Raw genomic sequence first — 11,985 nt, forward strand, 5'->3', positions numbered from 1 at the left:
CTCACCATGAAGATCCTGCACACCTCCGACTGGCACGTCGGCAAGGTCCTCAAGGGGCAGTCCCGGGCCGAGGAGCACACGCAGGTCCTCGCCCAGGTGATCGACATCGCCCGCGACGAGCGGCCCGACCTGGTGATCGTCGCCGGCGACCTCTACGACACCGCCGCGCCGACGCCGGAGGCCACCCGGCTGGTCACCCGGGCGTTGACCGCGCTGCGCCGCACCGGCGCGGACGTGGTGGCGATCGGCGGCAACCACGACAACGGCGCGGCGCTCGACGCGCTGCGGCCCTGGGCCGACGCCGCCGGCATCACGCTGCGCGGCAGCGTCCGGGAGAGCCCGGCCGAGCACGTGGTCGACGGGGTGACCCGCGACGGCGAGCGCTGGCAGGTGGCCGCGCTGCCGTTCCTGTCCCAGCGCTACGCCGTCCGCGCGGTGGAGATGTACGCGCTGACGCCGGCCGAGGCCAACCAGACCTACGCCGACCACCTGGGCCGGGTGCTCGACAAGCTGGCCGAGGGGTTCACCGAGCCGGATCGGGTACACCTGGTCACCGCCCACCTGACCGTGGTCGGTGCGAGCACCGGCGGCGGCGAGCGGGATGCGCACACCGTGCTCGGCTACGCGGTGCCGGCCACCGTCTTTCCGGGCAACGCGCACTACGTGGCGCTGGGCCACCTGCACCGCTCGCAGCGGGTCATCGGCCCCTGCCCGATCCGCTACAGCGGCAGCCCGCTCGCGGTCGACTTCGGCGAGCAGGAGAACGTCGGCTCGGTGACGGTCGTGGAGGTCACCGCCACCACGGCCGCGCGGGTCCGGGAGGTGCCGGTGCCCGGCGCGGTGCCGCTGCGCACCGTGCGCGGCACGCTCGCCCAGCTCGCCGAGGTCGAGCCGCCCGACGGGTGGCTGCGGGTCTTCGTCCGGGAGCAGCCCCGGGCCGGGCTGCGCGAGGAGGTGCAGGAGCTGCTCCCCCGCGCGTTGGAGATCCGGATCGACCCGGAGCTGATGCCGGCGCCGGGCAGCGGCACCCGCACCGCCCAGCGGGCCGGTCGTTCTCCACGCGAGTTGTTCGCCGACTATCTGGGCAGCCGCGGCCACGCCGACGAGGGCGTCCGGGAACTCTTCGACGAGTTGCTCGAGGAGGTCGAGCACTGATGCGGCCGATGCGGTTGGACATGGCCGGCTTCACCGTCTTCCGCGAGGAGACCACCGTCGACTTCACCGACGCCGACTTCTTCGCGCTCGTCGGCCCGACCGGCTCGGGCAAGTCCACGGTGCTCGACGCGATCTGCTTCGCGCTCTACGGCACGGTGCCCCGCTGGGGCGGCGCGCGGGGGCTGGCCAACGCGCTCGCGCCGTCGGCCACCGAGGCCCGGGTCCGGCTGGTCTTCGAGTCCGCCGGCGACCGCTACGTCGCCACCCGGGTGGTGCGCCGCGACGGCCGGGGCACGGTGAAGACGGCGAACGCCGGGCTCCAGCTCATGCCGCAGGGGTTCGACGTCACCAAGCTCGACACCGGGCTCAGCCCGGACGACCTGGGCGACGTGGTGGCCGGCACGCCGGCCGAGATGGAACAGGCGGTGCTCGACGCGGTCGGGCTGCCCTACGAACAGTTCACCTCCTGCGTGGTGCTGCCGCAGGGGCAGTTCGCCGACTTCCTGCACGCCAAGCCGGCGACCCGCCAGCAGATCCTGGTCAACCTGCTCGGGCTGGGCGTCTACGAGGGCGTGCAGAAGAAGGCGGTGGAGCGCGCCGGACGGGCCGAGGCGAAGCTGGAGACGGTCGACAAGGTGCTCGGCGGCCTCGCCGACGTCGACGACGCGAGCCTGACCGACGCCCAGGGCCGGGTCGACGCGGTGCGGGAGCTGGCCGGGGCGGTCGAGGCGGCCGTACCAGAGCTGGAGCGCGCCCGGGCGACGGCGGGTGAGCGGGCGGCGGCGCTGGCCGACCTCGACGCCGAGCTGGGTGTGCTGGACGGGGTGCGGGCGCCGGAGGGCGTCGCCGAGCTGGCCCGGGCGGTGACCGCGGCCCGGGTGGCCGCCGACGAGGCGACCGCGGCGGTGGGGCTGGCCGAGGAACGGGAGGAGAAGCTCCGCGGCGAGCTGGCCGCGGCCGGCGACGAGAGCGCGTCACGGGTGCAACTGCGGGCGTACGCCGACCGGGAGCGGTTGACCGGCGAGGCGGCCACGGTCCGCGCGGCGGTCGACGCGGCGGCCGCCGAGCACGAGGCGGCGCTCGCGGCGCTCGCGGGCGCGCGGGCCGACGCCGAGCGGGCCGAGGTCGAGCTGGAGGCGGCGTTCCGGGCGCACGAGGAGGCCAAGGCGGCCGACCAGGCGGTGGCGCTGCGGGCGCACCTGGTCGACGGCGCGCCGTGCCCGGTGTGCGAGCAGGTGGTCGCCACCGTGCCCGCGATGCCGAAGGGCTCGGCGGTGAGCCGGGCGGTCGCGGCCGGCAAGGCGGCACGCGCGGCGAGCGAGGTCGCCAAGCGGGTGGTGACCGAGCGCGACGCCGCCGCCCGCGACCTGGACCGGGTGCTGTTGCGGGCGCGGGCCGAGCACGACGGGCTCGCCGCCCGGCTGGCCGAGCTGGACGGGCAGCTCGCCGACGCGCCCGCGCCGGACGCGCTGCGCGCGTCGCTGGCCGAGCACGCCCGGCTCCGGGCGGCGCTGGACGAGGCGGCCGGCGCGGTCCGGGCCGGCCGGGAGGCGGCCCGCCGGGCCCGCGGCACGCTCGACGGCGCGCAGGACCGGTTGCGCCGCGCCTGGCGCGAGTTCGACGCGGTCCGCGACGGGCTGGTCCGGTTCGGCCCGCCCGCCGCCGACCGCGACGACGTGGCCGGGGCCTGGGCGGCGCTGGCCGGCTGGGCGGGCGAGCAGGCCGACCGGCGACGGGCCGACCGGGCCGGGCTGGCCGACTCGGTCGAGGCGGCCGAGCGGGCGGCGGGCGAGGTCGCCGACCGGATCGGCGCGCTGTTCACCGCCGCCGGGCTGGACGCGCCGGCCGACCCGCTGCGCGACGTGGCGGTGGCGGTCGAACGGGCCGAGGCGGAGCTGCGCCGGCTCACCGAGCGCCGCGACCAGGCGACCGAGCTGCGCGAGCAGCGGTCCGGCCACGAGCGCGAGGCGCGGGTGGCACGGGCGCTCGCCGGGCACCTGCGGGCCAACAACTTCGAGCGGTGGCTGCTCACCGAGGCGCTGGACCTGCTCGTCGACGGCGCGTCGCGGATCCTGCGGGAGCTGTCCGGCGGGCAGTACGACCTGGTCCACGACAAGGGAGAGTTCTTCGTCGTCGACCACCACGACGCGGGGCTGCGGCGCGGGGTGCGGACGCTGTCCGGCGGCGAGACGTTCCAGGCGTCGCTGGCGCTGGCGCTGGCGTTGTCGGAGCAGCTCGCGGGCATGTCGACGAGCGCGGCCAGCCTGGAGTCGATCGTGCTGGACGAGGGCTTCGGCACACTGGACGCGGCGACGCTGGACACGGTCGCGGCCACGCTGGAGAACCTGGCCGCCCGGGGCGACCGGATGGTCGGCGTGGTCACCCACGTCCCGGCGCTCGCCGAGCGGATCCCGGTGCGCTTCGAGGTCCGCAAGGACGCCCGCACCGCGCGCATCGAGCGGACCGGCCTGTGACGCGGCCGGGACAGGCCCGGTTCTTCGTCGACTCGTGGGATCCGGCCTACGGTGCGTCGTTCGAGGCCGCCGGCGGGACCGGGCCGGCGGCGCCGAGCAGCGCGCAGGTGGAGGCCGACGTCGAGCTGCCGGTCACCGACTGGCGGGCGATCGACGTCCGCCCGGGCGTGCGGGCGCCGGACGTGGTGCTGCTCGTCGACGGGGTACGCCGGATCGACGCCAGCGTCTGGACGGCCGAGGAGGACGGCGGCTCGTTCCCCGGCATCGCCGCCTCGTACGCCGCCGGGGTGGTCCGCTGCGACCTGGACCGGGGCGCCGCCGAGCTGGCCGGGGCCCGGGTGGGGCGGGGGTTGTTCACCGCCAGCCCGTCGGCGCAGGACGTGGTGGCCGGCGCGATCCGTTACCCGGTGCACCGGGTCGGCGGCACCGGCGAGCTGAGCAAGCTGCCGGCCGCGGTGCAGGGCCCGCTCACCGCGCTGGAGGTGGCCGTCTCCGACGCGGTGCGCGCCGACGGCGACCTGCTGGTGGTGGACGGTCCGCTGCGCAGCCGGCGTAACCTGCCGCGCACCCTCGGCTACATCAAGACCCAGCACAGCCAGTATCTGGACGCCCGGCTCACCGCGGTGGTGACCGGGTTGGCGCCGGGTCAGCGCTGCCCGGTGTTCCGGCTGGGCACGGCGTGGGGCGGCTGGTCCTGGTATCTGCGACTGCCGGTGGCCGCCGGGGCGCCCTGGGCGGGCATCGTGCGGATGGAGTGCTCGGCCGACCTGACCGTGCCGGAGGCGATCGCGCTGGCCGACCTGTCGCTGGTCACGCTGCCCCGGTTCGCGTCCACGCCGTACAAGGACCCGCGCGCCCCGCAGAACCTGGTGCCGATCGCCGGGCTGGAACGCCGGCTGCGCGGGATGCTCGGCGACGCGCGGCTGCTGCACCGGGTGCTCACCTCGGCGGCGCGCGGGATCCGGCGCTGATGGGCCGGCGGCGCGACGCCGACCGGATGGCGGCGGACGTGGACACCGGCCGGGCCGAGCTGGTGCCGGACCGGGACCGACCCCGCTCGTGGACGCTGCTGCTGGACGGCGCGCCGCAGTCGCACGTGGACCTGGCCGATCCGACGCATCTGGAGTTCGAGTACGTCCGCCGGCTGGCCGCCGCGCTCGACCTGGTGGCGCCCGCCGGCACACCGCTGCGGGTGCTGCACCTGGGCGGCGGCGCGCTCACCCTGCCCCGCTACGTCCAGGCCACCCGGCCCGGCTCGACGCAGCGGGTGTCCGAGGTGGACGGCGCGCTGGTGGAGCTGGTTCGGCGGGAGTTGCCCTGGCCGTCCGACCCCCGGCTGCGGGTGCGGGTGGCCGACGCCCGGGCCACGCTGTCGTCCAGCCGCGACGGCGGGTACGACGTGATCGTCGCGGACGTGTTCGCCGGCGCCCGCACGCCCGCCCACCTGACCTCGGTGGAGTACGCCGCCGAGGTGGCCCGGGTGCTGGCGCCCGACGGCTGTTACCTGGCGAACGTGGCCGACGGCCCGCCGCTGCGGCACGCCCGCGGGCAGGTCGCCACCGTGCGTACCGTGCTGCCCCGGGCGTGCCTGGTGGGCGACGCGGCGGTGCTGCGCGGCCGGCGCTACGGCAACCTGGTGCTGGTGGCGTCCCGGGTGGAGCCGCCGGTGCCGGAGCTGGCCCGACGCGCGGCCGGCGACTGGTTCCCCGGTCGGGTGGTGGCCGGTGACGAGCTGGACCGGTTCGCCGGCGGGTTGCCGGTGGTGCGCGACGCGGACGCCGTCGACTCCACGCCACCGCCGCCAGGAATTTTTTCCGTCAAACGTTGATCCGATCGGCGGACCGGTGCGTATCCCCGGGCGGCCATGCCCGTGGGGGGCCGGCTGATGTCATTGGACACCGGAGGTCTGCATGCATGCGGTGGCGGCCGGCTGGCACGGCGAGGTGGCGAGGCCCGAGTGGATGTTCGCCCGGGCACAGCCGCACTCGCGCGCGTCGCGCTCGACCCGGGGGGTCGACGCGCGTCCCGCCGATCGCCAGAATGACCCGGTGCCGCCCCCGCGACCCGCACCCGGCCGCCACCAGGCGACCTCCGCCGAGGCCAGTCACTCGGACCAGCTGATCCGCCTGCTCTACGCCGAACACGCCGGCCCGCTGCTGATGTTCGTGATGCGGCTGACCGGTGGGGACCGGCAGCGCGCCGAGGACATCGTGCAGGAGACGCTGCTGCGGGCCTGGCGCAACGCGCACCGTCTCGGCGGGCCGGGCCAGGGTTCGCTGCGGCCGTGGCTGGTCACGGTGGCCCGGCGGATCGCCATCGACGAGCACCGCAGTGAGCAGGCCCGCCCGGCGGAGACGTACGACCGGGACCTGACCGCGTTCGCCGAGTCGGACAGCACCGACCGGGTGCTGCGCACGATGACCGTGGCGGACGCGCTGCGTACCCTGAGCCAGTCGCACCGGGAGATCCTGGTGGCGACGTACTTCCGCGGTCGGACCGTGCCCGAGGCGGCGGAGGAGCTGGGCCTTCCGCTCGGCACCGCCAAGTCCCGGGTCTACTACGCGCTGCGCGCGCTGCGCACCGCTCTGCAGGAGAGGGGGGTGACGGAATGAGCCGGGCCGACCACATGGACGTCGCCGCGTATGCGCTCGGCGTGCTGGACGCACAGGACGCCGAGCGGTTCGAGGAGCACCTGGCCACCTGCTGGGCGTGTGCGGCGGAACTGGAGACGATGGTGCCGGTGGTGGGGATGCTCGCCGACATCGACGGCGAGTCGATGGCCGCGCTGGAGCAGACGCACACCGATCCGGCGCTGCTGGACCGGACGCTGGTGTCGGTGCGGCGGGACCGCCGGCGTACCCGGGTGCGGCAGTTGCTCGCCACCGCGGCGGCGGTCGTCGTGTTCGGTGGCCTGAGCGCTGTCGCGGCCGGGTTCCTCGGCGGCGAGGCGCCGTCGACGCCGCAGGCCGGGCCGACGCGGAGTGTGCCCACCGCGGCGCCGAGCAGCACCACCCCGACCGACCCGAACCGGCCGGGCCTGGGCGGTGACCGGGAGATCGAGGGTGACGAGCACAATGCCACCGACCCGGGCACCGGTGTGAAGACCACGATGTGGCTGGCGAAGAAGGAGTACGGCACCCAGATCAGCCTGCAACTGAACCGGCTACCGGGTCCGCGCACCTGCCGGCTGCTGGTGGTGCGCAAGAACGCCACCAGCGAGGTGGTCGGCACGTGGTCGGTGCCGGGCAGCGGCTACGGCACCAACCAGAACCCGCTCGGGTTGGAGCTGACCGCGTCCACCTCGGCCCCGCTGGGTGACATCGCGAAGGTCCAGGTGCAGTCGGTGGACGTCAACGGGGTGGCGAGCCCGCTGGTGACGGTCGCCGACCTCTGATCCACCGTGCCGACGGCGCCGGGCGGCTTGGCCGCCCGGCGCCGTCGCGTCGTTTCGCGGACTCTCCCCTCGTGGTGCCGCACGCGCGCCGGGCGGGAACGGTTCAACCGATCCACTGTGAAATGGACCACCCTTCCCGGTTCAACCTTGACAGCACCGTCGCCCGTACTACTCGGCGAACTGCCAAGAACGAGGAGGGCACGTGGCACACCACATGCGGACGACCGTCATCGTCGCGAGCGCGATGGTCGCACTTACGGCCTGCGCCCCCGCGGGCTACAACGGGGCGAACTCGGGCGCGGCGGAGCCGGTCGCCGTCGCCGCGGCCGAGCCCACCGCGGCTGCCGAACCGGAGGCGTCGGCCTCACCCGAGGAGCCGGCCGCCGACAAGGCGCCCCCGTCGGACGTGAAGCTCACCGACCAGTTGGTCGGCAAGAAGCTGCCCCGGATGGGCAAGGTCGTCACCGACCAGGACGGCTGGGTGTTGTACCGGTTCGACAAGGACTCGTCGAACCCGGCGCAGTCCAACTGCGTGGACAAGTGCGCCGAGGTCTGGCCGCCGGCGCTGACCGACGGCAACCCGCAGCTCCAGGGCGTCTCCGACGACAAGGTCGGCACGGTCACCCGGCAGGACGGCACCCGCCAGATCACCATCGGCGACTGGCCGGTCTACCGCTACGTCGGCGACAAGAAGCCGGGCCAGTGGAAGGGCCAGGGCGTCGGCGGCACCTGGTTCGTCGTCGACCCGAACGGCAAGAAGAACCTGACCTGCCTGCCGACGGGCACCCCGAAGGCGGTCGCCCCGCCGGCGTCCGGTGACTCGGGCAGCTCGGGCGGCGGCTCGGACTACTCGTACTGACCGCACCGGACACGGTGACCGGCCGCCGCCGGGGAGGGCGCGGCCGGTCACCGTCGTGGACCCGGGAGGTGGGGCGCACCGGCATCGCCCCGCCTCCCGGCACGGACACCACCGCGCGCCCGCAGCGTGCGGCGGTGTCCGCCGTCACGACGAGCACGCGTGGCAGAGTGGCGGGGTGACCTCGCCCGCCGCCCGCCGGACGCTGCGCCCGCCGGCCGGCTACCGACTCGCCGCCTCGGTGCGGGCGCTGACGTTCAGCCCCTACGACCCGTGCGCGCGGATCGCCGCCGGCAGTTTCTGGTGGGCCGCCCGCACCCCGGACGGTCCGGCCACGCTGACGCTGCGACCGGAGGCCGGCGAGTTGGTCGCCGAGGGGTACGGGCCGGGCGCGGCGTGGGTGATCGACCGCGCCGACGGGGTGGCCGGGCTGCGCGACGACCTGACCGGGTTCCCCGCGCTGGCCGCCCGGCACCCGCTGGTGGCCCGGCTGGCCCGTCAGCACCACGGGCTGCGGATGCCGGCCACCGGCCAGGTCTTCGCGCGGCTGCTGCGGGCCGTCTTCGAGCAGAAGGTCACCGGCAAGGAGGCGTACCGGGCGTACGCCGCGACCGTGCGGCACTTCCGCGAGCCGGCGCCGGGTCCGCTGCAGCCGCTGCTGCTGCCGCCGGAGCCGGCCGCGGTGGCGGCCACGCCGTACTGGGTGTTCCACCCGTTCGGGGTGGAGCAGCGCCGGGCGGACACGCTGCGCCGCGCGGCGGCCGTCGCGGACCGGCTGGAACGCTGCCCGGACGCGGCCGAGGCCACCCGCCGGCTCACCGCGATCGCCGGCATCGGGCCGTGGACCGCCGCCGAGGTGGTCCGGATCGCGTACGGGGACCCGGACGCGGTGAGCGTCGGCGACTACCACGTGCCGAACACCGTGGCCTGGGCGCTGGCCGGGGAGCCGCGCGGGGACGACGCGCGGATGCTGGCGCTGCTGGAGCCGTTCGCCGGTCACCGGGGGCGGGTGTGCGTGCTGCTGGAGGCGGCCGGCGTCCAGGCGCCGAGGTACGGGCCGCGCGCCCCGATCCGCTCCTTCGCCCGCTACTGACCGGTCAGCGGCCGGCGCAGAGCCGGCGCAGCGTGCGCCCCAGCCACCAGGCGTACACCAACTGGAAGCCCCGGGTGACCGGCCCGGCGGCCCGCACGTACCAGTGTGCCGGCCGACTGAACGCGGTCACCTCGAAGAAGGTCCCGCCGGGACCACGGGTGACCAGGAACGCCTCCTCGCCGATCTCCGGGTGCCCGGGCAGCGTGCCGTAGCCGAAGCCGGCCCGGTCCGGTTCGTCGACCGCCCAGACCACCTCGGTCGGGCCCCAGAGGCGCGCCGGACCGACGCCGAGGCCCGGCGTGACCCGCACCCCGGGCGCGGCGCGCGGCGCGTCGGCGCGCATCACCACGCCGGCGGCGCGGTGCAGCCGCCAGCCGAGCACCGCGTCCGCCGCGACCGGGAAGCCGCCGTCCGGCAGCCGGACCCGGTGGCGCAGGTGGTGGTAGCCGGCCGGCAGGCCGCCGTCGCGGGTCGCTCCCACCTCGGGGTACGTCAGCTCGGCCACGTCGGCCACCTCCTCGCGCGGGGACACCCGCCAGGGTACGACCGCCCGCGGCGGATGTGCTGAGCTGAGCCGGTGACCGACGACGTGACCATCGCCCCCGCCGTCGCCTCGGACGCCGGTGAGATCCTCACCGTGCAGCGCGCGGCATACCTGGTGGAGGCGCAACGCTACCGGGACCTGTTCCTGCCCCCGCTGACCGAGACGCTGGACGAGGTCCGGGCGGCGCTGGCCGGCCCGGCCGTGGTGCTCGCCGCCCGGCGCGGCGCCCGCCTGGTCGGCTCGGTGCGGGCCCGCCTCGACGGTGACACCGCCCACGTGGGCCGGCTCTCGGTCGCCCCGGACCAGCAGGGGCACGGCATCGGTGGGCGGCTGCTGAGTGCGGTGGAGCGGGCCTGCGCCGGCCGGGTGGCGCGGTTCGCGCTGTTCACCGGCGCGCAGAGCACCGACAACCTGGTCCGGTACGCCCGGCGCGGCTACCGGGTGGTGGCGCACCGGGACGACGAGAACGGCAACCGGTTGGCGGTGCTGGAGAAGGTCAGCCCCGCTCGCAGCGACGCCTGAGCCCGTCCGCCTCCTGCCGGAGGTAGCGGCGCATGGTGGCGCCGCCGAACAGCCCGACCAGCCCGGCCAGCGGGCCGGTCTGGGTCAGCGCCAGCTCGGCGCGGGTGCGCCCGTCGTCCAGCGGGACCAGCCGGTGCTCGCCCCGGCTGCGCACGCCGGGGGCGGCGGACTCCCAGACGAAGGCGTGCGGCGGCTCGATCTCGGTGACCCGCCACACGGCGGGACGCAGGCGGGGCTGGGTGAGCCGGGCGGTCGAGCCGAGGACCAGCGGCCCGGGCTCCAGCCGGCGGGCGGCGGTGACCGAGGGCGTCCACTCCGGCCAGCGCTCCACGTCGGTCTGCACCGCCCAGACCCGCTCGACGTCGGCGGCGATCTCGACGACCTCCACGAACCGCATGGCGTCCCTCCCCCGAAGCAGCCCCGCCTCAGCCTAGGCCCGCCCCGCATCCCCCGCCGCCCCGAGCCATGGGTGGGGTGGGGAGTCAGGCGGCCTCGTGGAGATCGGCCAGGCCGACCGGGGCGTACCGCCGGAGCAGGCGCTCCAGCTCGGCGACCGAGCCCGCCTCGCCGACCACGTTCGCGCCGCCGCCGTGCTCCGGCGGATAGCGGTGCGCCAGCCGGTAGCGGTACCGCCCGCGCACCAGCTCCACGCTGACCCGCCAGCGTCCGCAGCATCCGCAGCTCCACTCCGGCACGCCGCGACGGTAGCTCTGACCTGCGGTTCCGCCATCCGGTCGGCGGTGACGAAGGAAGCCGGGACGGGACACGCCACCCGGGCCGGGCGGTGATCTGGCTCACCACCGTCGGTGGGGTCTGGTTGACTGGTCGCCGTGGACCTGCCGATCAACCCGCCGGTCGAGCCGATGCTGGCCAAGAGCGTGGCCCAACTCCCCACCGATCCCGGCCTGACCTACGAGCCCAAGTGGGACGGCTTCCGGTGCATCGTCTTCCGTGACGGCGACGAGGTCGAGCTGGCCAGCCGGGGCGGCAAGCCGATGACCCGCTACTTCCCCGAGGTGGTGGAGCAGGCGCGCCGCCAGCTCCCGCCCCGCTGCGCGGTCGACGGCGAGCTGATCGTGATCCGCCGGGACGGCCCGGGCGGGCAGCCCAGGCTCGACTTCGAGCTGCTGGCGCAGCGCATCCATCCGGCCGCCTCCCGGGTGAAGCTGCTGGCCGAGACCACGCCCGCCGACTTCGTCGCGTTCGACCTGCTCGCCGTCGACGACGAGCTGTTGACCGCCCAGCCCTACCCGCAGCGCCGGGAGCGGCTGGAGCGGGCCCTGGCCGGGGTCCGGCCTCCCGTGCACGTGACCCAGGTGACCACCGACCCGGAGACGGCCCGGCGCTGGTTCGAGGTGTTCGAGGGCGCCGGCCTGGACGGGCTCATCGTCAAGCCGGCCGATCTGCCCTACGAGCCGGGCAAGCGGCTGATGTCCAAGGTCAAGCACGCCCGCACGGCGGACGCGGTGGTGGCCGGCTTCCGCTGGCACAAGTCCGGCCCGGTGGTCGGTTCACTGCTGCTCGGCCTCTACGGCGACGACGGGTTGCTGCACCACATCGGCGTCAGCTCCTCGTTCACCATGGCCCGCCGCAAGGAGCTGCTCGACGAGCTGGAGCCCTACCGCGACGTCGGCGCCGACCACCCGTGGGTGCACGGCGACCACGAGCGGGGCCAGCGCATCCCGGGCGGGGTGAGCCGGTGGACCGGCGGCAAGAACCTGGAGTGGGAGCCGCTGCGCCCGGAGCTGGTGGTCGAGGTGGCCTACGACGCGATGGAGGGCGACCGGCTGCGGCACACCGCCCGGTTCCTGCGCTGGCGCCCCGACCGCGACCCCCGCTCGTGCGACTACGGCCAGCTCGACCGCCCGGTCCGCTTCGACGTCGACGAGGTGCTGCGCGGCGATCCGGCGGCGACGGTGAGCGACGCCGGCGGCCGGGCGTAGCCTG

Annotated in this window: 13 protein-coding genes; 10 read left to right on the forward strand and 3 right to left on the reverse strand. The window is 75.8% G+C overall.

All coding sequences use genetic code 11. From position 1 onward, the window contains the following. Nucleotides 1-6 precede the first annotated feature (6 nt). From O7618_RS16335 to O7618_RS16370, 8 genes are all read left to right on the forward strand, one after another. Nucleotides 7-1,155 carry an exonuclease SbcCD subunit D gene (locus tag O7618_RS16335; RefSeq protein WP_278106949.1) on the forward strand — a complete coding sequence of 383 codons (1,149 nt, stop codon included), beginning with the start codon at nt 7-9 and terminating at the stop codon, nt 1,153-1,155. Further along, a complete protein-coding gene (locus O7618_RS16340) occupies nt 1,155-3,629 on the forward strand; it encodes an SMC family ATPase (RefSeq protein WP_278106950.1) in 2,475 nt (824 codons plus the stop codon). Before O7618_RS16335 ends, O7618_RS16340 begins: the two co-directional genes overlap by 1 nt. Next, on the forward strand, nt 3,626-4,600 hold the full coding sequence (locus O7618_RS16345) for a hypothetical protein (RefSeq protein WP_278106951.1): 975 nt from the start codon (nt 3,626-3,628) through the stop codon (nt 4,598-4,600). Before O7618_RS16340 ends, O7618_RS16345 begins: the two co-directional genes overlap by 4 nt. Next, entirely contained in the window at nt 4,600-5,457 is an 858-nt protein-coding gene (locus tag O7618_RS16350) for a fused MFS/spermidine synthase (RefSeq protein ID WP_278106952.1), read from the forward strand. Before O7618_RS16345 ends, O7618_RS16350 begins: the two co-directional genes overlap by 1 nt. A gap of 82 nt (nt 5,458-5,539) precedes the next feature. Beyond that, nucleotides 5,540-6,241, forward strand: coding sequence for a sigma-70 family RNA polymerase sigma factor (locus O7618_RS16355; protein ID WP_091070661.1), 702 nt, complete (start codon nt 5,540-5,542; stop codon nt 6,239-6,241). Further along, complete coding sequence (locus O7618_RS16360) at nt 6,238-7,023, forward strand: zf-HC2 domain-containing protein (RefSeq protein ID WP_278106953.1); 786 nt, start codon at nt 6,238-6,240, stop codon at nt 7,021-7,023. The genes O7618_RS16355 and O7618_RS16360 overlap by 4 nt, the downstream gene beginning before the upstream one ends. Nucleotides 7,024-7,225: 202 nt before the next feature. After that, entirely contained in the window at nt 7,226-7,882 is a 657-nt protein-coding gene (locus O7618_RS16365; RefSeq protein WP_278106954.1) for a hypothetical protein, read from the forward strand. Between the two features lie 175 nt (nt 7,883-8,057). Further along, nucleotides 8,058-8,972 (forward strand): DNA-3-methyladenine glycosylase 2 family protein, encoded by a 915-nt coding sequence (locus O7618_RS16370; RefSeq protein WP_278106955.1) that lies wholly within the window; start codon nt 8,058-8,060, stop codon nt 8,970-8,972. Between the two features lie 4 nt (nt 8,973-8,976). Here O7618_RS16370 and O7618_RS16375 read toward each other — a convergent pair whose 3' ends face one another. Beyond that, nucleotides 8,977-9,504 (reverse strand): DUF1990 domain-containing protein, encoded by a 528-nt coding sequence (locus O7618_RS16375; RefSeq protein WP_278106956.1) that lies wholly within the window; start codon nt 9,502-9,504, stop codon nt 8,977-8,979. Between the two features lie 45 nt (nt 9,505-9,549). Between O7618_RS16375 and O7618_RS16380 the strand changes: the two genes are divergently transcribed. After that, nucleotides 9,550-10,038, forward strand: a complete 489-nt coding sequence (locus tag O7618_RS16380) for a GNAT family N-acetyltransferase (protein ID WP_278106957.1) — start codon at nt 9,550-9,552, stop codon at nt 10,036-10,038. Here the strand turns inward: O7618_RS16380 and O7618_RS16385 are convergent. Together O7618_RS16385 and O7618_RS16390 are read right to left on the reverse strand one after the other, a co-directional pair. Beyond that, nucleotides 10,013-10,435 (reverse strand): SRPBCC family protein, encoded by a 423-nt coding sequence (locus O7618_RS16385; protein ID WP_278106958.1) that lies wholly within the window; start codon nt 10,433-10,435, stop codon nt 10,013-10,015. The genes O7618_RS16380 and O7618_RS16385 overlap by 26 nt on opposite strands. Before the next feature lie 85 nt (nt 10,436-10,520). Then, on the reverse strand, nt 10,521-10,733 hold the full coding sequence (locus O7618_RS16390) for a hypothetical protein (protein ID WP_091070645.1): 213 nt from the start codon (nt 10,731-10,733) through the stop codon (nt 10,521-10,523). Nucleotides 10,734-10,868: 135 nt separating this feature from the next. Between O7618_RS16390 and O7618_RS16395 the strand changes: the two genes are divergently transcribed. Next, nucleotides 10,869-11,981: an ATP-dependent DNA ligase gene (locus O7618_RS16395; protein WP_278106959.1), complete on the forward strand. Its 1,113-nt coding sequence runs from the start codon at nt 10,869-10,871 to the stop codon at nt 11,979-11,981. Nucleotides 11,982-11,985 lie beyond the last annotated feature (4 nt).

The organism is Micromonospora sp. WMMD980 (assembly GCF_029626035.1).
In the GTDB taxonomy this organism is placed as follows: domain Bacteria; phylum Actinomycetota; class Actinomycetes; order Mycobacteriales; family Micromonosporaceae; genus Micromonospora.